Here is a 24310-nt window from a genome sequence, read left to right as displayed (position 1 = left end):
GAAGGTATAAGTTTAATGATTGATTCTAACAGGGTTTCTTCCCCGTGTCCCGGGCTTGGAGGGTGTGCGGGTGCTCAGCTCCGACCCAGTGGGGGATGAGGCCTGGTTGGCCGGGTGGACAGCGGTAACCCCAGTCCACGCCCAGGCCAGGAACCCACACCACCTCGCCGCCGCAGGTGAGCAGGGGCAGCGCCTCCCGCTCCCACGGGGGCACCCGCGCTTCCTGGAGCAGGTTCTTAAGGGTGCGCCGGGGGCGCCCCCCGTCCGGCTGGAAGCGCTCGCCCCCTCGCCTGAGTCGCACCGCCACCGGCCCCTGCTTGAGCCGGGCCGCGTCGATCCCCGCCCCGGTGGTGGGCTCGAACTCGATCGTCCCGCCCCAGGGGAGGGCAAGCTTCGCCTCTCCGCGCCATTCGATCCCGATCCGGGCATTCTCGGGGAGGTCGGTGGGAGCCACGAGCCAGGCCGAGTCCAGGTAGCGGCGGAGCACCCGCCCTCCCAGGGGGATCGCCACCTCCGCGTCCCGGCGGGCCTGTAGCAGTTGCCGCAGCGCTTCTTCCAGGCGCCGAGTCCCGGGCGGCGGCTGCACTCCCCCCTCGATCAGAAACCAGCGCAGGAGGTTGCGGGCCCGCTCCGGTGGCAGCGCCCTCAGGCGCTCTAGGCGCAGCCGGACGCCTTCCACGGCGCCCTCCCCGTCCATGCGGGCGAGGGTTTCGAGCAGCGCCGCCGCTTCTCCCTGGAGCCCGGCGGCCCGGGCCAGGGTCTCTCCTGCGGCCGGAAAGCGCTCCCGGAGCAGGGGCAGCACCCGATGGCGGAGGAAGTTGCGATCCCGCTTCAGGTCCGCGTTGCTCTCGTCCTCGACCCACGCCAAGCCGCGGGCCCGGGCGTAGTCCTCCAGCACCCGTCTCGGCACGGCGAGAAGCGGTCGCAACAGCCTCGTTTCACTGCCCGGCTTCGGGGCGCTCGCCACGGGCATGGCGGCGAGCCCCGCGGGACCCGCCCCCCTTAGGAGCTGCAAGAGGAGCGTCTCGGCCTGATCGTCCCGATGGTGGGCCAACACCACCCAGTCCGCATCGGCCTGGGCGAACACCCGGTACCTCGCTGCCCGCGCTGCCGCCTCCAGGCCCTGCCCCGAGGCCCGGTCCACGGTCACGGGGACGACGGTCAGCTTGATCCCCCGAACCCGGCAAAGCTCGGCGCAAAACCGGGCCCAAGCATCCGCCCGGGGGCTCAAGCCGTGATGGACATGGAGCGCCGAAAGGCGAAAGCCGAGGGAGGTGGAGAGCCCCCAGAGAATGTCCAGCAGAACCACAGAATCCAGGCCGCCGCTCAAGCCCAGAGTAAGGCGCACAGCCGGTGCCGTGTGGCGGACGAGGGCAGCCCGCACCGCCTCGACGGGATCAGGGCTGCGCTTCCTTGAATTTGCCATAGCCCATGAGGCGCTCGTAGCGGGCCTGGAGGAGGTCGTCTAGGGCTCGATTCTGCAGTTGGCGCAGGGTGTCCTGCAGCACCCGCTTCAACGCCTGGATCGCCGCCTGAGGATCCCGGTGGGCGCCGCCCAAGGGCTCGGTCACGACTCGATCGATGAGCCCCAGGGTTTTCAGCCGTGCGGCGGTGATGCCCAGGGCTTCGGCCGCCTCCGGCGCCTTCTCGGCGCTTTTCCACAGGATCGAGGCGCAACCCTCAGGGGAGATCACCGAGTAGATTGCATACTGCAGCATCAGCACCGCGTCGCCCACCGCGATGCCCAACGCCCCGCCCGAGCCGCCTTCCCCGATAATGGTGCAGATGATAGGGGTTTTCAACCGGGCCATGACGTAGATATTGCGGCCGATGGCCTCCGACTGCCCCCGCTCCTCGGCGCCGATGCCCGGGTATGCTCCCGGCGTGTCGACGAAAGTAAACACCGGCAGGCCGAATTTCTCGGCAAGAAGCATGAGCCGCAGCGCTTTACGGTAGCCTTCCGGCCGCGGCATGCCGAAGTTGCGATGGATCTTCTCCTTGGTGTCGCGCCCCTTCTGGTGCCCGATCACCACCACCGACTGGCCGCCGAAGCGGGCGAGCCCACCCACGATGGCCGGATCGTCGGCGAACGCCCGGTCGCCGTGCAGCTCCACGAAGTCGGTGAACAGTCCCTGGATGTAGTCGAGCGTGTAAGGGCGCTGAGGGTGACGCGCCACCTGGACGATCTGCCAGGCCGTGAGCTTGGAATAGATCTCCTTGGTGAGCCGCTGGCTCTTCTCCTGCAGCCGGCGGATTTCTTCCGAGATGTCGAGAGCCGAATCGTCCTGCACGAAACGCAGCTCCTCGATGCGGGCCTCCAGCTCGGCGATGGGCTGCTCGAAATCGAGAAACGTCTGTTTCATTCTCCTCCCTCTGCGCCCCCGGGCGCGGGCGCCCAGGGGCCGCCGATTGCGGTAGCCGCGTATGATACTGCATCCTCCCTCAGTACCAGGCCCTTCCCCCCACCCCCCGCGGGTCGCTCGCCGCCACCGCTTCCCCGGTGGCGCGGTTCACGAAGACCGCCTGCATGTTCCCCCAGGGACGGGACGCCTCGTGCAGCGTGTGCCCCTTCGCCTCCAGCGCCGCGCGCCAGGCGGCGGAAAAAGCGCCGGGCTCGATCTCGATCCGGTCCGGCAGGTACTGGTGGTGGTAGCGCGGCGCCGCCACGATGCGCGCGGGATCCCCTTCTTCCTCGCCCAGATAGTGGAGGAGGGCGAGCAGCACCATACTGATGATGCGCGAGCCGCCCGGCGTGCCCACGACCAGGACGCCCTTCCCGTCCTCCACGAAGGTGGGCGACATGCTGGAAAGCGATCGCTTGCCCGGGGCGATGGCGTTGGCGCGGCTCGCCGCCAGCCCGTACACGTTGGGCACACCGGGCGCCACGGCGAAATCGTCCATCTCGTTGTTGAGGAGCACGCCGGTCGGACCCGCGACGAATCCGGAGCCGAACAGCGTGTTGATGGTGAGGGTGGCGGCGACCCGGTTCCCCTCCCGGTCCACGATGGAGAAGTGGGTCGTATGGACTCCCTCGCCCACTTCCAGACCCGGAAGCGCGGCGCTCGGGGTCGCTCGATGGAGACGGATGGAGCGGGCGCGCTCCAGGGCGTAATCGCGGCTCTTCAGCCGCTCCCAGGGTCCGGCAACGAAGTCGGGATCGCCCATGAAGCGGGCCCGGTCCTGGTAGGCGCGGCGCAGCGCCTCTACCACCACATGGGCCCGGTCCGGTTCGGCTAGGCGCTCCAAGGGAAAGTGCTCCAGGATCTGGAGCGCCTGGGCCAGGGTGAGCCCGCCGGCGGAAGGCAGCGCCGCGGTGGTGACGGTCGCCCCCCGGTAGCGGATGCGCACCGGTTCCCGTTCCACCACCCGGTAGCGGCGCAGGTCTTCCAGGGTCCACAGGCCGCCGCCCGCGCGCACCGCTTTCACTAAGGCTTCCGCCACCGGACCGGCGTAGAAGCCGTCGTGACCGTCGCGGGCGATGCGCTCGAGCGTGGCGGCGAGCGCCGGCTGTGCGAGGCGCTCCCCCGAGCGCGGGGCGGTCCCATCCCGGAGAAAGATGCTGGCGGCAGTCGGGTCTGCCCGCAGCCACTCGGCTTTCTCGGCAGCGATGCGGGCGAAACGCTCGTCCACGGGAAAGCCCTCTTCGGCGTAGCGGATGGCCGCTTCCAGGGCGCGGGGCAGAGGCAGCCGGCCGTAACGCTCCGCCACCCAGACGAGGGCGGCCGGCGTGCCGGGAATGGCCGCGGCCCGGGGCCCCTTCAGGGAGGCGCCGGGAACGGGCTTCCCGCCCGCATCCAGGTACATGTCCTCCCGGGCGGCCAGAGGCGCGGTCTCCCGGGCGTCCACCATCACCGTGTGCCCGTCCCGGGCGCGATGGAGCAGCCAGAACCCGCCGCCCCCGAGGCCCGAGGAATAGGGTTCCACCACCGCCAGGGCGGCGGCGACGGCCACCGCCGCGTCGAAGGCGTTTCCTCCTTGGGCGAGCACCGCCCGCCCGGCCTCCGTCGCCAGCGGATGGGCGCTCGCCACCGCCTCCTTTCCCGCGATGGCGGCGGGCAGGAACAGAAACGCGACCGCCCACAGGACAAGGAGGCGCAGCACGGCGCTTCTTACCCACCCGCCCCGCCCATCTCCTTGCGGCCGCGGGCCGCCGGCCTCCCTGGCTCGATTCTGTTGCCGGCCAAAGTAGGCTATATTCGATTTGAACCCGATCTGTTTCTCCATTGCTCTCCGAAACCTCCTCGTTGGACGCTTTCGCCTCCGCCCAGACGGCGGCGGACAACTGGTTGCAGGCCGTGGCCGAGTGCGTCGCCCAGCTCTCCCCGCTCCCGCGGGGCGCGAACCTGGGCTTCGTCTACGCCACCGATGCGTTTTCCCCGGAACTGCGCAGCATCGTCCGCTATCTCAGGGACGCCCTGGGGGTTGGCCAGTGGGTGGGCTCCGTCGGGGTGGGCATCTGCGCGGTGGGCCGGGAATATTACGAGACCCCCGCCCTCTCCGTCATGGTAGGCGCCTTTCCCCCCGACTCGTTTCGGGTGTTCAACACGGTGAGCGAAGGCCTGGACCGGTTCATCGCCGAGAACGGGGAGTGGTTCATGGCCAAGCAGACCCGCTTCGGCGTGGTGCACGGCGACCCCCGCAACCGCCGGCTGCCTCAGCTCATCACGCGGCTCGCCGCCGCTGTGAACGACGGTTTCCTGGTGGGAGGGCTCACCTCCACCCGCTCCATCTACACCCAGGTCTCCGGAGACGTGACGGAGGGGGGGCTGTCGGGGGTGCTGTTCGCCCCGGAGGTGCCCGTGGCCACCACCCTCACCCAGAGCTGTGCCCCGTTCGGTGCCCCCCACGAGATCACCCAGTGCCAGGACAACATCATCATGACCCTGGACGGCCGCCCCGCCCTGGACGTCTTCTACGACGAGATCGGCGACATCCTGTCCCGGGACCTGAACAAGGCGGCCCGCTACATCGCCGCCGCGCTGCTGGTGCCGGGTTCCGACACCCGGGACTACCTGGTGCGCAATCTGGTGGGGGTCGATCCCCGGGCCAGGCTGCTGGCCATCGGCGAGATGGTGCAGCCAGGCCAGGTGCTGCAGTTTTGCCGCCGCGACCCGGCCAACGCGATGAAGGACATGCAGCGCATGCTGCGGGAGCTCAAGGAGCGCATTCCCAATGCGCCCCGGGGCGCCATCTACTACTCCTGCCTGGGTCGCGGGCGCTACATGTTTGGAGAAGACTCGGAGGAGCTCAAGGCGATCCAGCGGGAGTTCGGCGACGTACCGCTCACCGGCTTTTTCTGCAACGGCGAGATCTGCCATAACCGGCTCTACGGCTATACCGGCGTCCTCACCCTGTTCCTGTAGAGGGGAGTCAGAACAGCTCCCGCTGCTGCCCTTCCGAGCGCAGTCGAGGTGAACGCTCCGTCCGTTGCAGGAACTCCTCCGCCAGCGCCTTGTACAGGGGTTTGGGGCAGACCACCCGGGAGGCGCCGGTCCCGATCAGGGAGGCGGCCATCAGGGGCAGAACCATGGCGCTGTTGCCGGTCATTTCCAGGACGATTACGAACGCGGTGATGGGCGCCTGTACCACGCCGGCGAAATAGGCCACCATGCCCAGGAGCACCACCGCGCCCGGCGGCGCGTAGGGCATCAGTTCCGAGAGATTGAGCCCGATCCCCGCCCCCACTGCCAGGGACGGGGCGAAGATGCCCCCCGGAATGCCGCTCACGTACGACACCAGGGTGGCAAGGATCTTCAGCACGCCGTAGACGGCGGGCAGGTTCTCCGTGCCCTCCAGGATGCGCTTCGCCTCCTCGTACCCCGTGCCGTAGGTGGTCGCCCCCGACACGATGCCGATCGCCGCCAGCGCCAGTCCGCAGCCCGCGGCGAAGAGCACAGGCCTCGCCTTGCGCAACACCCCCAGGCGTCCCGGCAGCCCGCGGCTCGCGGCGATGAGCAGCCGGCTGAAGGCGCCGCCGAGCACTCCCCCGACCGCCCCGCACACCAACACCGCGATCCATCCTTGGCCCAGATCCAGATAGGCGGTGGTGCGGCCAAAATAGGTGTAATCCCCCAGCACCGCCAGAGACAGGAGGCCGGCGACGATCACTGCGGTGAGCACCGTGCCGCTGGTGCGGCTTTCGAAGGAACGGCTCATCTCCTCGATGGCGAACACCACCCCCGCCAGGGGCGTGTTGAACGCCGCCGCCACGCCGGCGGCGCCTCCCGCGAGGATCAGCCCCTGCTGCAGCTCGCGCCGGGGAAAGCGCACCATGCGCCCCAGGCTGTGCATGATGGAGGCGCCGATCTGCACCGTGGGCCCTTCGCGTCCCACTGACGCGCCGCCGAACAGGGCCAGGATGGTGAGCAAGATTTTGCCCGCGGCGATCCGCAAGGAGAGCACCTGGTCCCGCTCCGCCGCGTCCTCCATGCGCAGCGCGGCGATGGTCTGGGGAATGCCGCTGCCCTGGGACCCGGCGAAAAAGCGCCGGGTGAGCCAGGCGCACAAGGCCAGCGCCGCCGGGCACACCAGGAACGGCAGATAGGGCGAAACCTGGATCAGCCGGTGAAAAAAGCCGTTGGCCTGGTTGGCCCCCAAGGCGAAGAGGATGGCGGCGGCGCCCACCGCCAGGGCTCCCATCCAGAACAGCACCCGGCGCATCCACAGGCGGGGAGACAGCCAGGCATGGCGGGAGCGTCGCAGCAGGGCAGAGTTGACGAGTCTTTGCACGGGTCAGGCGCGTACCATCACCCCGTCGATTGTAAGGCACGCCGCCTCGGGGCCGAAGCGAAAGGACCTTTGCCGGCGAAGGGCGGCACCCCTTCGGGCAGTGAGAGGCAGCGAGAGGAAAGCCGCCAGGTGTTCTCGGGTCAAGCCTTTTCTGCCAAAATCCCGCCCAATCCGCCACGACGGCGGCCGGCTTTCCCCGCGGTAGCGCGGGGGCTCAAGCCCCTCCTCCTGGCGCAGCCCTGCACTCCCGAGAGCTCTGGCGATGGCCTTCATCGACTGGAAGCCCGAGTACGCCCTCGGCGTCGCCCTCCTCGACGAGCAGCACGCCCGGCTCGCGGACCGGGTGAACGGCGTGGCCGACGCCATAGAGCGGGGAGAGAACGCAGCGAAGATCGCCGCCTTGCTGGCGGAGCTGCTCGACGACACGGAACAGCATTTCCAGCTCGAGGAGCAGCTCATGTACCAGCACTTCTACGTCTCCCGGCTTCCCCACAAGGAGACCCACTTAAGCCTGCTCCTTCAGTTGAAAAAGCTGAAGGACGATTTCGCCGCCGCCAAGCCTTACGCGGCCTCGGGGACGCGGGAGCTACTGCGGCGCTGGCTCCTGGACCATCTCTTCCACGCCGACCGGGCCCTGGCCGCCCATCTGCGCGGCCGCGGCGTGCGATGAGCCGCCAAGATCAGGCGAGGGCGAACCGCGCCAGGGTGGCAATCCCGAGGCCGGCGAAGATCGCTCCCGCGACGTAGCGCACCGCCTGGAGCGGGATGCGGTGGGCGGCGGCGCTTCCCAGCCATACAGCGGGCGCGTTGGCGAGAAGCATGCCCAGGGTGGTGCCCGCCACCACCAGCGCCGTTTGCGGATACTTGAGCGCCAGGGCCACGGTCGCCACCTGGGTTTTGTCCCCGATCTCCACCAGGAAGAACGCGACCAGGGTGGTCAGAAACGCCCCGTACCGACCCTTCGGCCCGGCGCCCTCCTCTAGACGGTCCGGCACCAGAGTCCAGGCGGCGATGGCCAGGAAGGAGCCGCCGACGATCCAGCCCAGCATCTCGGGCGAGAGCCAGCCCGAGAGCCAGGCCCCGATCCAAGCGGCGGCGGTATGGTTGGCGAGGGTGGCGAACAGGATTCCCGCCGCGATGGGCCATGGCCTGCGAAAGCGGGCCGCGAGCACCAAGGCGAGGAGCTGGGTCTTGTCGCCGATCTCCGCCAAGGCGACGGCGACGGTGGAAACGAGGAAGGCTTCCAACGGGGTTCTCCGGGTCGGGCGCTCAACCGATGGCGCGAAGCGCCGGCCCGACCGGAAGCGGCGCTCCGAGCCAAAGGTCTCGCCAGGAAAGGGCGGTGCTCTCGGCGCCCGTGTCACCGTCTTTGGACGGCGAGAGGCACCCAGGTCGCCGAATTTCCCTCGTACCGGCCGCGCCATGGCCACGGAAAAGTCCCCAGGCCAAGCCTGTTGACGCGGCCCTCCGCCGGGGAGGCGGAGCGGCTACTCCCCAATGACAGGAGGCGAAGCTTACCGGAAAGCCGCACCCGGCGCAAAAGCAACGCCGCCCGCACGGCTTCATGCGCCCATGCGGGCCACGGGCTCGGGCCGCTGGCGGGTTGCCACCGCGTGGGGCATAGCTCGGGTCAGGTGGCCCACGCCCAGGTGGCCGTTGCGGTCCACGGCGATGAAGCCCGCGTCCGTGCCCAGGCAGGCGGACATTTCCTCCAGCACCTCCGTCACCGCTTCCGCGGCGCCGCGGCCCGCCCGCACCGCGTCGCACACCCCCTTGGCCGCGCACAGGCGCAGCATCAACTCCCCCCATCCAGTCGCCGACACCGCCGCGTAGGAGGTGGCGTAATTGCCCGCGCCGGGGATCGGGCTGTCGCCGATCCGTCCTGGGGACTTGAGGAAGGTCCCTCCCGTGGAAGTGGCCGCCGCCAGCTCCCCTGCGGCGTCAAGGGCGACGGCCCCCACGGTGCCGGGTGCCTCTCTTCCGGACCGGGCCCCGCCGCGAGCCCACCGCTCCCGCTGCTCGGGCGTGACCGGGTCGTAATCGGGAAACCCGCACCGGCGGGCGAAGGCGAGCGCCCCCTCCCCCGCCAGCAGCACGTGGCGGCCCTCCTCCAGCACCCGGCGGGCAACCAGCACAGGATTGCGCACCCGCCGGATGCAGGCCACGCCCCCGCAAGCGAGGCGGCTGCCCGTCATGACGGCTGCATCCATCTCCGCCTCCCCGGCCGCCGTGAGGGCGGAGCCCGTACCCGCGTTGAAAAGGGGGTTGTCTTCCAGGAGGCGCACCGCTTCCACCACCGCGTCCAGGGCCGAGCCGCCCCGGGCGAGGATGGCGGCACCGGCGCGGGCTGCCTCCTCCACGCCCGCCAGCACGGGCCCTTCCGACCCCCTGTCCCAGTCACCCGCGCCCCCGTGAACCGCGATGGCAAACATGGCCTTTAACTCCCGATTGACCCCAATTGCGCGCCCCGGGAGTATGGAGGGAGCGGGCACCGGCGACAAGCGGCTCGGCGCGCCGCTAGAGAGACGGGTCCGGCACGGGCGCGAGGGGTTTCTATGACAGAGCGGGGCAAATTCTCCGCCGGGGCGGTAGTGGTGCGGCGGTGGGACGATGGGTGGCGCTTCCTGGTGCTCCGGGCTTACCGCAACTGGGATTTTCCGAAGGGCTTGCCCCGGCCCGGGGAAGGACCGTTGCAGGCTGCGCTGCGCGAGGTGGAGGAAGAGACCTCCTTGAACGATCTGCGCTTTCCCTGGGGGGAGGACTACCGGGAAACCGAGCCCTACGCCGGGGGCAAGATCGCCCGCTTCTACCTGGCCGAGTCGCCGGGCGCTCCCGTGGCCCTTCCCGTCTCGCCGGAGCTGGGGCGCCCGGAGCACCACGAGTACCGCTGGACGCGCTTCGAGGAAGCCAGAAAGCTACTGCCTCCGCGGCTGCACCCGATCCTGGATTGGGCCCGGCAACGCATCGCCTCCGCTCCGATCCCCGAGGGGCGGCGGTCCTGAGGGCTGTAAAAAGCGGACGAGCCTCCGTGACCGACCAGGAGTGCGTCCAGTTCCTCCAGTGGGCCCTGCCCCAGTTGGGCTATCGCTGGGCCGGCTTCCGCAAGGTGCGCCGACAAGTGTGCCGGCGCCTGCGCGGCCGCATGGGCGAGTTGGGACTATCCGGCGCGGCTGCCTACATTCAGTATCTTGCCTCCCACCCTTCGGAGTGGGGGGTCCTGGACGGCTTCTGCCGCATCACCATCTCCCGGCTCTTCCGCAACCGGGCCGTGTTCAAGCTGCTCGCCGAGGTGGGTCTGCCACGGCTCGGCGAAGCCGTCTCCCGGGCGGGCCGAACCGAACTGCGGGCCTGGAGCGCAGGATGCGCGAGCGGAGAAGAGCCCTATTCCCTGGCGCTTCTCTGGCGCCTCCAAGTGCAGCCGCGCTTTCCGGACCTGGATCTTTCCATCCTCGCCACGGACGCAGACGAAGCGCTGCTGCAGCGCGCCGCCCAGGCCTGCTACGGCAGGAGTAGCCTCAGGGAGCTTCCTCCCGAATGGCTGGACTTGGGCTTCGAGCCCGCCGGAGCCCGCTATTGCCTGCGAGAGGAATACCGGCGGGGCGTCCGCTTCCAGCGCCAAGACATCCGCCGTGAGTGGCTGGAAGGGCCCTTCGATCTCATCCTCTGCCGCAATTTGGTCTTTACTTACTTCGACACCGCCCTTTGCGCCGCGGTGGGCCGGCAGATCGCAGAGCGCTTGAACGAGGGAGGGTTGCTCCTCGTCGGCTACCACGAGCAGCTTCCCCCCGGGATGCCGGAGCTGCGCCCTTGGCCGGGTCGGTACGGGCTCTACCAGAAGTGCGCCAACGGGACGCCCCTCGCCCGTTAAGGCCGATGCCGACTCTCCCCGCCGGCAATCCCGCTGGCGATGAGATGGGCGACCCGCAAGGGCTCGGGGAGCGTCCCGTGAATCGCGAGCCGGCGCAGCGCGCGTCCCGCCGCGTCCGCGTCGATGCCCGCCCGCTGCACGTACAGTCCCTCGATCCGCTCGACGGGGCCGGCCGCTTCGACGAGCGTCCACTTGCGCCGCCCTCCAGGAACGCGCTCGAGGAGCGCTCGGCGAACCCCATCGATATCGGGCCGGCGCCGGACCACGGCGATCACCGGAAGACCCAGGCGCCGATGCAGCGCGGGAAGATCGACCACGTTGAATCCGGCCACCGCGATGCCTTGCAGCAGCACGAGCTGGAGTTAGGGAAAGAACCGGGATCTGCGCACCAGATCGGCAATCACCCGCGTGGCGTTCGTCCCGTCCCGGCGCACCTTGGCGGAGAGCACGCCCACGAGCCTGGGCCCGTCGTAGACCGCCCCCACCAGCAACACATCGCCCCGGTGGCCCGGTTCGAAAGGCCCGTCGTCGAACCCCACCACATGGGAGTAGCCGTCGGCCATGGGCGCCTGCCCGGAGAATCCAAGAATGCGTGATAAAGTAAAAACGTAACTTCCAAACGATCAAGCCTCCCAGTGTCCTCCCTGCACGTGCAGCTTTCCCATCCCTGGGACCTAGCACCCCGGGACGCCATGCGCCTGCAGGAAGCCCTGCGGGAGCGGGTGGAACTGGGCGACCGGCTGGCGGAAGTGAGCGCGGTGGGCGGCGTCGACGTGGGCTTCGAGGACCAGGGCCGCACGGCGCGGGGCGCGGTGGTGGTCCTGGGCTACCCCGGCCTGGCGCCCCTAGACTACGCCGTGGCTCGGGCACCGGTCACCTTTCCCTACGTCCCGGGGCTCCTTTCTTTCCGGGAAATTCCCGTCGTGCTCCAGGCGCTCGAAAGGCTGGGGCGAACTCCCCAGCTCCTGCTGTGCGACGGCCAGGGTTACGCCCATCCCCGCCGCCTGGGCATCGCTTCCCACCTGGGAATCATCTGCGACCTGCCCACCATCGGGGTGGCGAAAACCCTCTTGATCGGCGAGCACGAGCCGGTGCCGGACGTGCGGGGTGCGTGGCGCCCGCTGATGGATCGGGGAGAAGTGGTGGGCGCGGCGCTGCGCACCCGCGCGGGCGTGGCGCCGATCTACGTGTCGGCGGGCCATCGAGTGAGCCTGGAGACGGCCCTGCGCTACGTGATGGGCTGCGTCACCCGCTATCGCCTGCCAGAGACCACCCGTTGGGCCCATCGGCTGGCCTCCCATCCCGAAAGGGGAGCGGGCGAGACCGCCTGGAAGCTCAGTTGAGCGCGCGTTCGATCGCTTCGGTGAGCCGGGGCGAGACGGGCTCGACCTGGCTTGGAAACGCCGCCAGCAAGCGGCCGTCCCGGCCGATGAGCAGCTTGTGGAAATTCCATCTGGGCACCGCTTCGGGATGGGCCCGGGCCGCCCAGCGATACAGGGAATGGGCGTCCGGTCCCCGCACCCGTTGCTTGGTGGTCATGGGGAAGGTGACACCGAAATTCACCTCGCAGAATTCCTTGATCTTAGCCTCGCTGCCCGGCTCCTGGTTGCCAAAATCGTTGGAGGGCACGCCCAGCACCACCAGGCCGCGGCTGCGATAGCGCTCCCAGAGCGCCTGCAACCCCTTGTATTGCGGGGTGTAGCCGCAGAAAGAGGCGGTGTTGACCAGCAGCACCACTTTGTCGGTGAAGGTCCCCTTCGGGAAAGGTTTTCCGTCGATGGCCACAAGCCCCAAGGCGTCCCAGTCCACGGGCTCTGCCGCCGCAGGCCCCACCGCTGACAACATCAAGGCAAACGCCGCAACCAGACAAGCGGAACGCACCGGTCCCCTCCCTTTTCCGTTCAATTCCCGTGCCGACAAGAGGTCACCATGACGAGATACAGCGCATTCATGCCCATCATCGCCAGCGGATCCTCGACGCCCGCTTCCTTCAACCAGGCAATCTGGGCGGAATAGGCCGGCTGCTCGAGATCGCGCCCAGGGCAGACGCCCGGCACGCCCATATGCAACCCGTCCTCGGCCTGCATATGGTGGACCAGCTCGTGCAGCAGCATGCTCACGTGGTAGACGTTGTCCTGAGACCAGTTGCGCGGCAGGTAAATGGTGCGGCTTCTGTGGTCGTAAGCGGCAACGGCGCCCTCCGTCTCGCTGCACTGCCTTTTTCCCGCGAACGCGAGCCTCTGGATCTCGCAGTGGGTGGCGAACGCCACCTCAGGAAGACGATCAGGTACGGGCAAACCGGTGTACGCCGCAATCCACGCCATCAACGCCAGGATCAATTCGCGCATCGAACGAAAGCGGACGCGGGGAAAAGAAACGCGGCAGATACCGCTGGATAAAAACGATATCCACCCTCCTCGCCGAGCCAGACGGCTCACGCTTCCATTTTAGACAAGCGTCAGGCGGACGTTCTCCCGCGAAGATTCGAGATTTCCGGACTTTCTTTTGCGCGAAAGCTCCGAGCCAAAAACAAGAGGCCGCGCACAGCGGCCCCCAAGTGCTTGATTCTTTGGCGCGCCCGGCAGGATTTGAACCCACGACCCCCTGGTTCGTAGCCAGGTACTCTATCCAACTGAGCTACGGGCGCGAGGCGTTGATTATAGCAAAGGGTGCTCGGCCGACGCATCCATCCACGCCCGCCAGAGCGGCAGGCTCCCCGAACTCTCCTGCCAGTGCCACGCCATGCCAAGGAAAACGCCTCGCGCAGGGGTTTTTCGATTTGCCAATCTGGCGGAGAGAGAGGGATTCGAACCCTCGATACGGGTTTAAGCCCGTATAACGCCTTAGCAGGGCGCCCCCTTCGGCCTCTCGGGCATCTCTCCGTGCAATCCAAAACTCGGCTGGTCTGCCTGCCCGATGCCCTCGCGGCCTCGGGGGCGCCTTGGCGCCCCGCCATCCACGAACGCCTTGCGGCGTTGGCCTCTCGGACATCTCCGCGAACCGGCATGCGTAGCATAGCGGTCCCGCGCCTTGCCGGTCAAACCGCGTTACTGGGGCTGGTCCAGATCGAACGCCTTGTGCAGCGCGCGCACCGCCAGCTCCATGTATTTGTCTTCCACCACCACCGAAATCTTGATCTCCGAGGTGGAAATCATCTGGATGTTGATTCCTTCCTCGGCCAGGGTGCGGAACATCTTGCTGGCGATGCCCACGTGGGAACGCATCCCGACCCCCACCACAGAGACCTTGGCGATCTTGTCGTCGCCGGTCACGCCGGCCGCGCCGATGTGGGGAGCCACTTGATCTCGCAGGATCTTCAGCGCCTTCTGGTATTCGTTGCGATGGACGGTGAAGGAAAGGTCCGTCATGCCGTCGTGCCCCACGTTCTGGACGATCATGTCCACGTCGATGTTGGCGTCGGCGATGGGCCCTAGGATCTGGTAGGCGATGCCCGGCCGGTCGGGAACGTTGAGCACGGTGATTTTGGCCTCGTCGCGGTTGAACGCGATGCCGGAAATGATTGCCTGTTCCATTTTCTCGTCTTCCTCGAACGTGATCAGCGTGCCTTCCCCGTCCTCTTCGAAGCTGGACAGCACGCGCAGCCGCACTTTGTACTTGCCGGCGAATTCGACCGAGCGGATCTGGAGCACCTTCGATCCGAGGCTCGCCATCTCCAGCATTTCTTCGAACGTGATGCATTTCAAGCGCCGGGCTTCCGGCACGATGCGCGGATCGGTGGTGTAGACCCCGTCCACGTCGGTGTAGATCTGGCACTCTTCCGCTTTCAGCGCCGCCGCCAGGGCGACGGCGGTAGTGTCCGAGCCGCCGCGGCCCAGGGTGGTGATGTTTCCCTCTTCGTCCACCCCTTGGAAGCCGGCCACCACGACGATCGCACCCGAGGCCAAATCGCGGCGGATCTTGTCCTCGTCGATTTTCACGATGCGCGCCTTGGTGAAGGCGCTGTCGGTGAGGATGCGCACCTGGGCGCCTGTGTAACTGCGGGCTTTGAGCCCCAGGTCCATGAGCGCCATGGAAAGTAGCGCGATGGTCACCTGCTCGCCGGTGGACACCATGACGTCCAGCTCCCGGGGATCGGGATGGGCCTGGACCTCCCGCGCCAGGGCGATGAGGCGGTTGGTCTCCCCCGCCATGGCGGACACCACCACCACGAGCTGATGCCCCTGGGCGTGGTACCTGGCAACCCGGCGGGCCACGTTTTTGATGCGTTCGGTGGTCCCGACGGAGGTCCCACCGTATTTCTGCACGATCAGAGCCACGGCTGCTATAGATGAAAAAGATGAAATTTTAATGGCTTTTGTCGCCGCTGAGGAGGATCAGCGTAATCCGATCGAAGACCTCCGCGCCTGTGCCGCCAGGCACCTTGATGTGTCGTCCGGAAACATTCCTCAAAAACCGAGAACTAATCGGAAACAAGCTTAGGATTATGTAAAACCAAGGCGGCGCACAAAGTCGAAACCAATGGCATAGGGAACAAAAAGCGCTCCCATCCTTTCTTTCCTAGTGCAATGGGCCGCGTAACCGGTTACACTATGCGAATGCGATAGCCCTTCCACTCGCACACAGGATTTGCATATGCCAGCGACAACCCGGCTCGACAATCCACGCCTCATCCGCCAGCGCCTCGGGATGAGCCAAACGGAGTTCTGGGGCAAGATCGGCGTCACCCAGAGCGGCGGATCCCGCTACGAAAGCGGGCGGCCCATGCCCCGGCCCGTGCGGGAGCTATTGCGGCTCGTGCACGTCGAGGGCCTCGATCTGGCCTCGGTGAACCGCCGCGACATGGAGATTATCCACTACCTGAAAAAAGCCCGTCCGGCGCTCTACCGCTCGCTGCTGAAGGCGGCCCGGGAACGGCCCCGCCGCTGAGCTCTCGGGACGCAGTCGGACTTTTTCCAAGGGCTCCAAGGCTCGAGAGCCGTTTCAGGGAGTCCACTCCACCGGCAACCCCAGGCGCCGGATGTCGTCCGCCAGGGCCCTTCCCCAGGCGTCGTCCACCGGGGCAAGCCGGGGCGCCTCGGGCTGCATGGACGGCCGGGCCAGGCTGTAGAGCAGCACCCCCTTGAGTGGCACACCGTCCCGCAAGGCGTCCGCCAGGAACGCCAGGTACGCCGCCCGTTCCCCATCGCTGGGGGACATGCCGTCTTCCAGGAACACGCAGGTCTGAATCCAAGTGGGGCATAGCCCCGCGGCGATCTCCAGATTCGCCCGCACTCGCTCGGGCCCCAAGCCCGCGTGGTTCACCCTGGCCAGTCCTTCCCGCGTCGCCCGATCCAGCTTGAACCACACCTCCCCGTTCAGCTCCCCCATCCGGGCGAGGCCCCGCTGGACCGCGGCGCGGTGCATGAGACTCCCGTTGGTGATCAGGATGAGCTTGGTTTGCGGCGGCACCGGGATTTCCTGCATGACCCGCCCTATCCGCTCCACCACCCGGTCGAACCCCCGGGCGCTGGTGGGCTCCCCGTTGCCCGAAAGGGCCACGTCGTTGAGTCGGCGCATCTCCGGAGGAGCAGCCTGTTCCAGGTAATTGCCGTGAATCACCTGGCTAAGGAACGCCCGCAGCTCCCGCTCCAGCCGCTCCAGGTCCACCGGGGGGGCGCTTCCGCGGATCAACCCGGGCACCTGGCAATAGATGCAGCGCCAGTTGCAGGCGTTGTTGGTATTGAGGTTCACCCCCACCGAAAGCCCCCGAGCGCGCCGGGACAACACCGGGTACACGTAGCGCAGCCCCGCCGCGTCCCGATCGTGGTCGGTGGTGGATAGCCGCTTGCCGCCGCGCTCTAGGGTCAAAAACGCCGTGCCTGCGCCCGGATCGCTGCGCGCTTCGATGCTATAATTTTGATTTTTCTCGTCTCTTTGCCCCATGCTGATCACTCGCCGCCTGGAATTCGACGCCGGTCACCGCATCCCCAGCCACGGCAGCCAATGCCGCCACCTGCACGGGCATCGCTACGCCTTGGAAGTGACCCTCTCCGGAGACATTATCACCAGGGAGGGGGCCCCGGAACAGGGGATGGTGATGGACTTCGCCGAAGTGCGGGCGATCGCCTGGCGCCACCTGGTGCAGGCCTGGGACCACGCCTTCCTCGTCTACGAAAAGGACGCGGCGGTGGTGAAGTTCCTTAATTCCCTGCCCGGTCACAAGACCGTGGTCCTCAGCGCCCCGCCCACGGCGGAGAACCTGGCGCTGGAAGCCTTTCGCATCCTGGACGCCGCCTACCGGGACACCTACGGCAACCACCTGCGGCTGGAGCGGGTGCGCCTTTATGAGACGCCCAACTGCTGGGCGGACGCGGTGCGCGAGCGGTTTTAGGCGCCATCCCCCTTTACCAAGGCTTCACAAGCTTTTACATTCTTCCCGCGGGCGATTGTCACGCCCGCGATACAATTTTCTTGCCATCGGAACGTCAACGTTCCAGGGAGGCCGCTCCATGATCATCCCGCCGCTTCGCCCCGTCCTCTTACCCATCGCGCTTTTGCTTCCCATGGTGTTGGCGGCCTGCGGCGGGGGCGGCGGAAGTTCTTCGGGGCTTGCCCCGAACTCCCCCACGTATAACGAGATCCTGTTCAGCTCTCCCGCCACCATCGACGGGACACTGCAGAACTACCGTCTGAACAGCAGCGCCATCACGCCCGCGAGCGGATCTGGCAACGACAACAAGATCGAAGGCACGGTAAGGGGTAGTAGCGGTACCCTCACCTCGATCGACATCACGGTAACGTTCGAAGGAAGCCAGCTGTTCACCGAGACTTTCGATAACTTCACCACAACGACCGAGACAGATAGTGAATTCGGGGTCGCCTACAAGTTTCAAAGTATCAACAGAGGAGCTGGCGGTGTTCGTAGAATGACCTTCTTCGAGCCTCAAGCCCTTGGCTTGAGGTATTCCGCGCTTGGTATCTGGGAATATGAAACCTTCCCCGGCGCGAATCCGTCCCAGGGGGGGTACTTCTCTATGGGTGCCATCACCCGCGGGAGTGATATTCCGATCTCGGGCAGCGCTACGTACAGCGGCAAGCTTATCGGGACTTACACCGACGGCACCGCGGTGTACGCAGTGGGTGCGAATGCCAGCGCGACAGCCGACTTCACCTTCACCTCGCCGAGCGTTTCCCTAAATACGACCAATACTGTAATCGTTAAAGAAGGAACGACCGTTCAAATTCCCGCCAATGAATTGAATCTCTCCGGGACATTAACCTATCCAGGCGGCACGAACAACCTCACCGGCATGCTGACAACCACTAACAATCTGACCGGCCCTGCTTCCGCCCGTTTCTATGGTCCCCAGGCCGCCGAGCTGGGCGGCACGTTCTTCGTGAAGAACGCCAGCAATACAGAGCAAATGGTCGGCGGCTTCGCTTTGAAGAAACAATGAAAAGCCACCGCCCGGCCGCCCTCTTCCCCCTTCTTACCACCCGCTGAATCCCCGTTTCCCCTCTCCATGCCCTGGCCCCGCTGGCTCTTGATCGCCTGGCTGTGGGCCGCGACGGGGAGCTGGGCCGCGAACATCACGCTAGAACTCTCCCATGAAGAGGCGAGCGCGCTGGCGGCCCAGTGGCTCGCGGAAGGCCGCACCGAGGACGCGGGGCGGCTGATCGAGCGCCTCGCGGCAACCCTTCCCGGCGATCCTCAGATCGTTTTCCTCCAGGGGCTCCACGCCCTCCAGACCGGCCGATACCGGCAGGCGGTGGAGCGCTTTCGTTCCCTCCTCACCCGGGACCCCCGCCTGATCCGCGTCCGCCTGGAGCTCGCCCGGGCCCTGTACTTCGCCGGGGATTTCGAAGCGGCCCGCTACCACTTCGAAGCGGCGCTGGGGGAAGACCTGCCGCCCGCGGCGCGGGAGAACGTGCTTCGCTTCCTGCGGGCGATCGAAGCCCAGACCACCTGGATCCGCTTCACCGCCACCCTGATCCGGGACACCAACCCCGCCAACGCCACCCGGGCGGAGAGAATCACCCTGTTCGGCCTGGAATTCGTCGTCGATCCGCAGTCCCGCCCCCGGGATTCCCTGGGCGTGGGGTTCAACGCCGACGCTCGCTACGCCTTCGGCTCGGAGAACCGCAGTTTCGTCCGGGGCGCGGTGGCCGCCCGGGAATACCCCGGGCGCTTCGCCGACTTCTACTACGCCCAGGCAACCCTCGGCCGCAACGCCTTTCTCGGCGACTCCGTCGTTAGCGCCGAGGCGGGTCCCGTCTACGCCCGGTATCAGGGCCGCGGGCTCTATGCCGGCGGCATCGCCCAGGCGAGCCACAGCCATCCCCTCGGCAGGCGGGTGTTGGCCCAGGAGAGCTTGACCTGGCGCCTGCTCGACTACGACCGCTTCGAAGACCTCTCCGGCCACCAGCCCTGGGCCGGCCTGCACCTTCGCTACGCCCTGGACGGCACCTCCGCCCTCGGCGCAAGCGTCCAGGTCGGGCGCCATTACGCCCGGGAAGAGGCGTTCAGCTACAAGGCGATGGAAGGGGTGTTGCGCTACAGCAAGGAGCTTCCCGCCCGGCTCAATTTCGAGGCGCGGCTCACCGCCAATCGCTTTCGCTATCTCGGCGAGCAGCCTTTGTTCGGGATCCTGCGCAAAGACCGGCTGTGGCGGCTCGACTTCGAGTTCCTGATCCGGGACTGGGCGGTGGCGGGCTTTGCCCCTTACGTGGCGGTGAGCTTCGAGCGCAACGATTCCACCATCCCGATCCACGAATACCGGCGCAACTTCGTGGCGGTGGGGGTTTCGCGGGCATTCTGAGCGCCTCGTCAAGCGGGGTGCACAGAAGTGGCAGCGAAACGCACCGTCATTCCCACGTCCTGCACACGGCTTATGATACTGGGGTGCTGGAGTCCGCCCGGCGCGCCCGCGGGGTGGCGGCGCCGGCCATGCCGGAGAACGTGGTGCCGCTCCACAAGGCGGGCTGACTCGCCACCCAGTGAGCGCTCCGCCGTCGTGGTCTGATTCCAGCCGTGCCCGCTCCTTGGGGGTGGGTGCATCTCCTCCCCCGGCCTTTGGGGGCCTTCCCCCGCTTGTCTTATGGTGCGTCATTGACGTATCATAAAACATCCCGTGGAAACAACAACCTTCACGAAGCTGCTGCCGCGCTACCTATCGGATGACGACTACCGCGGGTTGCAAGCCTACTTGATGGAGCACCCGGACGCCGATGCGGTGATGAAGGGCACGGGCGGGGTGCGGAAGGTACGCTGGAGCATCGAAGGCAAGGGCAAGTCGGGCGGCATGCGTGTGATCTACTTCTGGCGAAGGACGCACGAGCAAATTTTCATGCTGACCATCTATGGCAAGGGCGAGCGGGCCAATCTGAGCCAGGCCCAACGCAACGCCATCGCCCAATGGGTGAAACGGCTGACATGAACAAGCGAAACATCGGACGGGAGATCATCGAAGGGCTTGAGGAGCTGGCCGCCTGGACCCGGGGCAAGGCCGAGCTTGCCACGCATGAAGTGACGCTGCCCACGGCCGAGGACGTGCCGCACATCCGAAAGGAACTCAAGCTGTCGCAGGACGCCTTCGCCGGCCTGTTGGGCGTGAGCGTGGGAACGCTGCGCAACTGGGAGCAGCGGCGCCGCGAGCCCCAGGGGCCTGCGAGAAGCCTGCTCTACATCGTGTCGAAGGAGCCGGATGCGGTTCTTCGGGCCTTTCGGGACCCCAGCCCGGACCCCCGCGCAGGGATCGAGCACCTCGTCGCCGCGCAGCAAGCCAAGGCGGCGGCGTCAAGGAAAGCCGTCCCCGTGGTCAAGCGGGCGGCGGCAAAGAAATGCGCCCTGCGGAAAGGTCCATTGAAACGAGGGCGGCGATGACGAGATTCGCCACGCTCAAGTGAAGGTGGCTGAAGGACGCTGCCTTTCCGGCAGGAGTACGAGGCGCTGGAAGAGGAGTTTGCCGCGGAATTCCTGCGCGCGCACGGCCGCCGAGCTCGCCCAGGCTGTGCCCGAACGCGCCGGGTCTTGAGAGGCGGCGCGGGAAGTAGCTCTGCGCGTTGAAAGCGCCCCGCGCCATGCCCCGGTCGCCTGGGTCGACGCGGGTTCACTCGAGGACGCGTGCTAGGCGGCGGGGGGTATCGGCTTCGTCAGGGCGGGGCAAGGGCTCCCATACCGTCTATGCTCGAAGGGGGGAGCCGGTGATCTTGCACTTCCAGAAAGAACTGCAACGGCTGCTTTCCCCGTACCAAGCCCGCCAGTTGACCGAAATGCTCGACAATTACGAGGGCTGACCATGGCGCGTTGCCTCCGCGAAAGCCTCGGCCCTCGCTGCGCTCGTGACGTCCCAGCCAAGCGGTGCTCGGGTGGTCGAACCCTGCGGTTCGTCCACACACCCGCCCCTCTAGAACCAAAATGGCTACATTGAGGGGCCATTTTGATTCTGGCGGAAGGGGTGGGATTCGAACCCACGGCACCCTCGCGGGTGCGCCTGATTTCAAGTCAGGTGCATTCAACCGCTCTGCCACCCTTCCGCGGCGCAACTGCCGCACCGGAACGAAAGTTTACTCGGCGGCCCTTTGCCCGTCCAAGCCGCTCGGAGCCCGGCTAAGCCACGGCGTTCAAGACCTTGAGCGGCGGCTGCTCGGCGACCCGGCGCGTTCCCAGCCATCCGGCCAGCGTCACGCCCGCGGTGCCCGCCAGGATGCCGGCGATCCAGAGGGTCTTGTTCATCTGGAAGGGGACGTTCAGCACCCGGGTGGACACGGCCCAGCCTACGGCGGTGGCGCCGAACGCCGCCACCACGCCCGCGATCAGGCCGATCAGCGCGAATTCCACCAGGTGGATCGCCCGCAACTGGGCCGCCTGGGCGCCGAGGGTGCGCAGGATGGCCGCATCCGCCAGCCGTTCGTCCCGGGTCGCCGCGATGGCGGCGTAGAGCACCAGCACCCCCGCGGCCAGGGTGAACAGGAAAACGAACTCGATGGCCCGGATCACCTGATCCATGAGGGCCTGCACCTGGGCAAGGACCGCCGCCACGTCGATGACCAGCAGGTTGGGAAAGCGCTTGACCAGGGCGTCCATGACCTCGCTCCGTGCCCGGGGCAGATGAAAGCTCGCGACATCGCTCGTCGGGTAGCCGTCCAGGACGCCCGGCGGCATCACCACGAAGAAATTGACCCGGAAGGAATCCCAATCCACGCTGCGCAGGCTCGTGACCGGACCGGACAAGGTAGCCCCCGCGATGTCATAGGTGAGCGTATCCCCCAGCCGGATGCCCAGGGTCTCGGCGATCCCCTGCTCCACGGAGAAGGCGGCGTGTCCCCGGTCTTCGGGGGTCCACCAGCGTCCCGCCACGATGCGGTTATCCGTCTGCAGCGTCTCCGCCCAGGACAGGTTGAATTCCCGGTCGATGAGACGCTTGGCCCGCTCGTCGGCGTAATCGGCCGAGGAGACGGGCCGGCCGTTGATCGCCGCGAGCCGCGCCCGCACCATGGGATAGGTCTTGGGAGGGGGGATACCCTGCGCCTCGAAGAAGCGCCCCAAGGTTTGCCGCTGGTCCGGCTGGATGTTCACCAGGAACCGGTTAGGCGCATCCGGGGGCAAGCTGGATCGCCAGCTCTGGAGGAGATCGCCCCGCACCAGGGTGAGCAGGAGCATGGCCATCAGCCCCATCGCCACGGCGGCAGCCTGGACGGCGGTGGAAAACGGGCGGCGTCGGAGATTGGCAAGCCCCATGCGCCAGGCGCCCGTGCCGTTTCCGCTCAGGGCGGCGAGCCCCCGGACCAGGAGCCACGACAGGGCGCCCGCCGCGGCGAGCCCCGCCGCCGTGCCCAGGAGCACGACGCGCCCCAACTGCCAATCCCCCGCTTGCCGGAGGATGAGGGCGGCGATCGCCGCGATGCCAAAGGCATAACCCAGAATCCCGGCGCTCCTGGGCACTCCCAATTCCCGGCGCAGCACCCGCAAGGTCGGCACCCGGGCTAGCGCCGCCAGGGGCGGCATGGCGAAGCCGAACAGAAGCACGAATCCGGCAGCGTAACCTTCGAGAAGAGGCGCTAGCCCCGGCGGCGGCAGCCCGCCGCCCACCACCGGGGCGAGCAGCACGAGAAGGCCCCCATGGCCCGCCCAGCCCAGGAGCGCTCCCGCCGCACCCGCGGTCAATCCCAGGAACAGAAATTCCCCGCCGTAGATCCTCAGGATAGACCCCTGGCTCGCCCCCAGGCAGCGCAGCATGGCGCAGGCGTCGAAATGCCGCTGCAAGTACCGACGGGCGGCGAGGGCCACCGCCACCGCCGCCAGGATCACCGCGGCGAGGGAAGACAACGCCAGGAACCGCTCCGCCCGCTCGAGCCCCGAGCGGATCTCGGGCCGGGCGTCCCTGATGCTGTCCACCTTCTGGCCGGGTCCGGCGGCGCGAGCGGCGAAGCCGTGGAACCGCTCCACCGCCGACGGGGGGCCCGCCACCAGCAGGTGATAGCGAATGCGGCTGCCGGGCTGGATGAGCCCTGTGCCGGGCAGGTCTTCCAGGTTGAGGATCACTCGGGCCCCCAGGTTGAAAAAGCCCGCCACGCTCTCGGGTTCCTGCTCGATCACGCCCCCGATGGCGAAGGAGCGCTCCCCCAGCCAGAGCCGGTCACCCACCGTGACGCCCAGGCGAGAGAGCACCCGCGGGTCCGCCCACACGGTCCCGGGCGCCGGCGCGCTGCGCCGCGCCGGGCGCATCCCCACCGCGTCCGCTACCCGCAGCTCGCCCCGCAGGGGATAGCCCTGCTCCACGGCCCGCACATCCACCAGGAGGCTGCGCTCGTCGGCAAAGGCCATGCTGGGAAACTTGATGAGCGCCGCGGTGGCAAGCCCCAGGGCCTGGGCCTCTTTCCGGAAGCGCTCGGGAAGGGGTCGGTTCCCGGCCACCACCAGGTCGGCCCCCAACAGGCGGTTGGCCTGGGACACCAGAGCCGCGCGAACCCGGTCGTTGAAAAATCCCACCGTGGTCACGGCGGCCACCCCGATCGCGAGCGCCAGCGCGAGCACCCGCAGCTCCCCCGCCCGCAGGTCGCGTCCCAGGAAACGAAACGCGAGGAAGAGCTCCTGCGCCAGAGTCACGGACGATCCTCCCCGTTCAGAAGCCGCCCCCCGTGGAGCCGCAACTGGCGATGGCAGCGCTGCGAAACCGCCGGATCATGGGTGACCAGGACCAGGGTGGTGCCCCGCTCCCGATTCAGGTCGAACATGAGGGCGATGATCTCCTCGCCGGTCGCCGGGTCCAGGTTGCCTGTCGGCTCGTCGGCGAGGAGCAGCCGGGGCGTGGAAGCGAAGGCGCGGGCTAGGGCCACCCGTTGCTGCTCGCCCCCCGAAAGCTGCCGGGGATAGTGATGGAGGCGCTCCTCCAGGCCCACCCGCTCGAGCAGCCCCAGCGCCGCCCGGCGCGCGTCGCGCCTTCCCGCCAGCTCCAGGGGCAGCATCACGTTCTCCAGCGCCGTCATGGCCGGCAAGAGCTGGAACGACTGGAACACGAAGCCGATGGCGTCGCGCCGAAGCCGCGCCCGGGCATCCTCGTCCAGGGAAAACAGGTCGATCCCATCCAGGTACACCCGCCCCTCGGTGGGAACGTCCAGCCCCGCCAGCAGTCCCAGCAGGGTGGTTTTCCCGGACCCCGAGGCGCCCACCACCGCGACGGCCTCCCCCGGCTCGACCTCAAAGCTCACATCGCTCAAAATGGCGAGGGTGCGGCTGCCCACATTCACCCGCTTGCCCAAGCCGCAGGCGCG

Annotated in this window: 23 protein-coding genes, 3 tRNA genes, 2 pseudogenes and 1 riboswitch; of the genes and pseudogenes, 12 read left to right on the top strand and 16 right to left on the bottom strand. The window is 67.6% G+C overall.

What is annotated here, in order from left to right; genetic code table 11:
* Positions 1-25: 25 nt before the first annotated feature.
* The 3 genes from tilS to ggt form a co-directional block, all read right to left on the bottom strand.
* Positions 26-1426 carry a tRNA lysidine(34) synthetase TilS gene (gene tilS / locus ACTFO6_RS13095; protein WP_439934889.1) on the bottom strand — a complete coding sequence of 467 codons (1401 nt, stop codon included), beginning with the start codon at positions 1424-1426 and terminating at the stop codon, positions 26-28.
* On the bottom strand, positions 1398-2363 hold the full coding sequence (locus ACTFO6_RS13090) for an acetyl-CoA carboxylase carboxyltransferase subunit alpha (RefSeq protein WP_439934888.1): 966 nt from the start codon (positions 2361-2363) through the stop codon (positions 1398-1400). The genes tilS and ACTFO6_RS13090 overlap by 29 nt, the downstream gene beginning before the upstream one ends.
* A 79-nt stretch (positions 2364-2442) precedes the next feature.
* Positions 2443-4101: a gamma-glutamyltransferase gene (gene ggt / locus ACTFO6_RS13085; protein WP_439934887.1), complete on the bottom strand. Its 1659-nt coding sequence runs from the start codon at positions 4099-4101 to the stop codon at positions 2443-2445.
* Between the two features lie 143 nt (positions 4102-4244).
* On the opposite strand from ggt, the gene ACTFO6_RS13080 reads away from it, so the two are divergent.
* Positions 4245-5363 (top strand): FIST signal transduction protein, encoded by a 1119-nt coding sequence (locus tag ACTFO6_RS13080; RefSeq protein ID WP_439934886.1) that lies wholly within the window; start codon positions 4245-4247, stop codon positions 5361-5363.
* Between the two features lie 7 nt (positions 5364-5370).
* Here the strand turns inward: ACTFO6_RS13080 and ACTFO6_RS13075 are convergent, their stop codons facing one another.
* Positions 5371-6660 (bottom strand): chloride channel protein, encoded by a 1290-nt coding sequence (locus ACTFO6_RS13075; protein ID WP_439934940.1) that lies wholly within the window; start codon positions 6658-6660, stop codon positions 5371-5373.
* 331 nt (positions 6661-6991) lie between these two features.
* Here ACTFO6_RS13075 and ACTFO6_RS13070 point away from each other — a divergent pair, with 331 nt between their 5' ends.
* The gene (locus ACTFO6_RS13070; protein WP_439934885.1) at positions 6992-7399 is read left to right on the top strand and encodes a bacteriohemerythrin; all 408 of its coding nucleotides are present in this window, start codon (positions 6992-6994) and stop codon (positions 7397-7399) included.
* Positions 7400-7409: 10 nt separating this feature from the next.
* Here the strand turns inward: ACTFO6_RS13070 and ACTFO6_RS13065 are convergent, their stop codons facing one another.
* Together ACTFO6_RS13065 and ACTFO6_RS13060 are read right to left on the bottom strand one after the other, a co-directional pair.
* Positions 7410-7976 (bottom strand): TMEM165/GDT1 family protein, encoded by a 567-nt coding sequence (locus ACTFO6_RS13065; protein WP_439934884.1) that lies wholly within the window; start codon positions 7974-7976, stop codon positions 7410-7412.
* A 134-nt stretch (positions 7977-8110) separates the two neighbouring features.
* A riboswitch (yybP-ykoY riboswitch) is annotated at positions 8111-8237 on the bottom strand.
* 54 nt (positions 8238-8291) lie between these two features.
* Positions 8292-9161: an isoaspartyl peptidase/L-asparaginase family protein gene (locus tag ACTFO6_RS13060; protein ID WP_439934883.1), complete on the bottom strand. Its 870-nt coding sequence runs from the start codon at positions 9159-9161 to the stop codon at positions 8292-8294.
* Positions 9162-9284: 123 nt separating this feature from the next.
* Between ACTFO6_RS13060 and ACTFO6_RS13055 the strand changes: the two genes are divergently transcribed.
* On the top strand, positions 9285-9731 hold the full coding sequence (locus tag ACTFO6_RS13055) for an NUDIX domain-containing protein (protein ID WP_439934882.1): 447 nt from the start codon (positions 9285-9287) through the stop codon (positions 9729-9731).
* Between the two features lie 26 nt (positions 9732-9757).
* Positions 9758-10597: a CheR family methyltransferase gene (locus ACTFO6_RS13050; RefSeq protein WP_439934881.1), complete on the top strand. Its 840-nt coding sequence runs from the start codon at positions 9758-9760 to the stop codon at positions 10595-10597.
* On the opposite strand, the pseudogene ACTFO6_RS13045 reads toward ACTFO6_RS13050, so the two are convergent.
* Positions 10594-11160, bottom strand: a pseudogene (locus tag ACTFO6_RS13045) (endonuclease dU). The gene ACTFO6_RS13050 and the pseudogene ACTFO6_RS13045 overlap by 4 nt on opposite strands.
* Positions 11161-11241: 81 nt before the next feature.
* On the opposite strand from ACTFO6_RS13045, the gene nfi reads away from it, so the two are divergent.
* Positions 11242-11940: a deoxyribonuclease V gene (nfi, locus tag ACTFO6_RS13040; protein ID WP_439934939.1), complete on the top strand. Its 699-nt coding sequence runs from the start codon at positions 11242-11244 to the stop codon at positions 11938-11940.
* Here nfi and ACTFO6_RS13035 read toward each other — a convergent pair.
* From ACTFO6_RS13035 to ACTFO6_RS13015, 5 genes are all read right to left on the bottom strand, one after another.
* Positions 11933-12478, bottom strand: a complete 546-nt coding sequence (locus ACTFO6_RS13035; RefSeq protein WP_439934880.1) for a glutathione peroxidase — start codon at positions 12476-12478, stop codon at positions 11933-11935. The two genes, nfi and ACTFO6_RS13035, sit on opposite strands and share 8 nt — an antisense overlap.
* Before the next feature lie 20 nt (positions 12479-12498).
* The gene (locus ACTFO6_RS13030; protein WP_439934879.1) at positions 12499-12945 is read right to left on the bottom strand and encodes a DUF6647 family protein; all 447 of its coding nucleotides are present in this window, start codon (positions 12943-12945) and stop codon (positions 12499-12501) included.
* 222 nt (positions 12946-13167) lie between these two features.
* Positions 13168-13244: transfer RNA gene (locus ACTFO6_RS13025), tRNA-Arg, on the bottom strand.
* 141 nt (positions 13245-13385) lie between these two features.
* Positions 13386-13479: transfer RNA gene (locus tag ACTFO6_RS13020), tRNA-Ser, on the bottom strand.
* A gap of 165 nt (positions 13480-13644) precedes the next feature.
* Positions 13645-14874, bottom strand: a complete 1230-nt coding sequence (locus ACTFO6_RS13015; RefSeq protein ID WP_439934878.1) for an aspartate kinase — start codon at positions 14872-14874, stop codon at positions 13645-13647.
* Positions 14875-15190: 316 nt separating this feature from the next.
* Here ACTFO6_RS13015 and ACTFO6_RS13010 point away from each other — a divergent pair, with 316 nt between their 5' ends.
* Positions 15191-15484, top strand: coding sequence for a helix-turn-helix domain-containing protein (locus tag ACTFO6_RS13010; RefSeq protein ID WP_439934877.1), 294 nt, complete (start codon positions 15191-15193; stop codon positions 15482-15484).
* 54 nt (positions 15485-15538) lie between these two features.
* Here the strand turns inward: ACTFO6_RS13010 and ACTFO6_RS13005 are convergent, their stop codons facing one another.
* Positions 15539-16480, bottom strand: a complete 942-nt coding sequence (locus tag ACTFO6_RS13005) for a radical SAM protein (protein WP_439934876.1) — start codon at positions 16478-16480, stop codon at positions 15539-15541.
* Between ACTFO6_RS13005 and ACTFO6_RS13000 the strand changes: the two genes are divergently transcribed.
* The 6 genes from ACTFO6_RS13000 to ACTFO6_RS12975 all read left to right on the top strand — a co-directional run bounded on the left by ACTFO6_RS13000 (position 16479) and on the right by ACTFO6_RS12975 (position 20420).
* A complete protein-coding gene (locus ACTFO6_RS13000) occupies positions 16479-16928 on the top strand; it encodes a 6-pyruvoyl trahydropterin synthase family protein (RefSeq protein WP_439934875.1) in 450 nt (149 codons plus the stop codon). The genes ACTFO6_RS13005 and ACTFO6_RS13000 overlap by 2 nt on opposite strands.
* A gap of 118 nt (positions 16929-17046) precedes the next feature.
* Positions 17047-17994: a transferrin-binding protein-like solute binding protein gene (locus ACTFO6_RS12995; protein WP_439934874.1), complete on the top strand. Its 948-nt coding sequence runs from the start codon at positions 17047-17049 to the stop codon at positions 17992-17994.
* 66 nt (positions 17995-18060) lie between these two features.
* Positions 18061-19356, top strand: coding sequence for a surface lipoprotein assembly modifier (locus ACTFO6_RS12990; protein WP_439934873.1), 1296 nt, complete (start codon positions 18061-18063; stop codon positions 19354-19356).
* A 17-nt stretch (positions 19357-19373) separates the two neighbouring features.
* A complete protein-coding gene (locus ACTFO6_RS12985) occupies positions 19374-19523 on the top strand; it encodes a hypothetical protein (protein WP_439934872.1) in 150 nt (49 codons plus the stop codon).
* A 145-nt stretch (positions 19524-19668) separates the two neighbouring features.
* A complete protein-coding gene (locus tag ACTFO6_RS12980; RefSeq protein ID WP_439934871.1) occupies positions 19669-19974 on the top strand; it encodes a type II toxin-antitoxin system RelE/ParE family toxin in 306 nt (101 codons plus the stop codon).
* Entirely contained in the window at positions 19971-20420 is a 450-nt protein-coding gene (locus ACTFO6_RS12975; protein ID WP_439934870.1) for a helix-turn-helix domain-containing protein, read from the top strand. Before ACTFO6_RS12980 ends, ACTFO6_RS12975 begins: the two co-directional genes overlap by 4 nt.
* Before the next feature lie 563 nt (positions 20421-20983).
* Here ACTFO6_RS12975 and ACTFO6_RS12970 read toward each other — a convergent pair.
* The 3 genes and pseudogenes from ACTFO6_RS12970 to ACTFO6_RS12960 all read right to left on the bottom strand — a co-directional run.
* Positions 20984-21073 (bottom strand) — tRNA-Ser (locus ACTFO6_RS12970).
* Between the two features lie 73 nt (positions 21074-21146).
* Positions 21147-23645 (bottom strand): ABC transporter permease, encoded by a 2499-nt coding sequence (locus ACTFO6_RS12965; protein WP_439934869.1) that lies wholly within the window; start codon positions 23643-23645, stop codon positions 21147-21149.
* Positions 23642-24271 (bottom strand): annotated as a pseudogene (locus tag ACTFO6_RS12960) (ABC transporter ATP-binding protein); the annotation flags it as partial. The gene ACTFO6_RS12965 and the pseudogene ACTFO6_RS12960, both read right to left, overlap by 4 nt.
* Between the last annotated feature and the right edge of the window lie 39 nt (positions 24272-24310).

The sequence above is a fragment of the Pelomicrobium sp. G1 genome (assembly GCF_051905455.1).
GTDB lineage: Bacteria > Pseudomonadota > Gammaproteobacteria > Burkholderiales > UBA6910 > Pelomicrobium.
The sequence above is the reverse complement of the archived record's forward strand: the minus strand, read 5'-3'. Positions and strand labels throughout refer to the sequence as shown.

What these genes read in the sequence shown, in the direction of transcription:
- tilS (WP_439934889.1), bottom strand. Translation starts at nt 1,426, where the DNA reads ATGGCAAATTCAAGGAAGCGCAGCCCTGATCCCGTCGAGGCGGTGCGG.
- ACTFO6_RS13090 (WP_439934888.1), bottom strand. Translation starts at nt 2,363, where the DNA reads ATGAAACAGACGTTTCTCGATTTCGAGCAGCCCATCGCCGAGCTGGAG.
- ACTFO6_RS13075 (WP_439934940.1), bottom strand. Translation starts at nt 6,660, where the DNA reads ATGCGCCGGGTGCTGTTCTGGATGGGAGCCCTGGCGGTGGGCGCCGCC.
- ACTFO6_RS13070 (WP_439934885.1), top strand. Translation starts at nt 6,992, where the DNA reads ATGGCCTTCATCGACTGGAAGCCCGAGTACGCCCTCGGCGTCGCCCTC.
- ACTFO6_RS13060 (WP_439934883.1), bottom strand. Translation starts at nt 9,161, where the DNA reads ATGTTTGCCATCGCGGTTCACGGGGGCGCGGGTGACTGGGACAGGGGG.
- ACTFO6_RS13055 (WP_439934882.1), top strand. Translation starts at nt 9,285, where the DNA reads ATGACAGAGCGGGGCAAATTCTCCGCCGGGGCGGTAGTGGTGCGGCGG.
- ACTFO6_RS13030 (WP_439934879.1), bottom strand. Translation starts at nt 12,945, where the DNA reads ATGCGCGAATTGATCCTGGCGTTGATGGCGTGGATTGCGGCGTACACC.
- ACTFO6_RS13010 (WP_439934877.1), top strand. Translation starts at nt 15,191, where the DNA reads ATGCCAGCGACAACCCGGCTCGACAATCCACGCCTCATCCGCCAGCGC.
- ACTFO6_RS13000 (WP_439934875.1), top strand. Translation starts at nt 16,479, where the DNA reads ATGCTGATCACTCGCCGCCTGGAATTCGACGCCGGTCACCGCATCCCC.
- ACTFO6_RS13005 (WP_439934876.1), bottom strand. Translation starts at nt 16,480, where the DNA reads ATGGGGCAAAGAGACGAGAAAAATCAAAATTATAGCATCGAAGCGCGC.
- ACTFO6_RS12995 (WP_439934874.1), top strand. Translation starts at nt 17,047, where the DNA reads ATGATCATCCCGCCGCTTCGCCCCGTCCTCTTACCCATCGCGCTTTTG.
- ACTFO6_RS12990 (WP_439934873.1), top strand. Translation starts at nt 18,061, where the DNA reads ATGCCCTGGCCCCGCTGGCTCTTGATCGCCTGGCTGTGGGCCGCGACG.
- ACTFO6_RS12975 (WP_439934870.1), top strand. Translation starts at nt 19,971, where the DNA reads ATGAACAAGCGAAACATCGGACGGGAGATCATCGAAGGGCTTGAGGAG.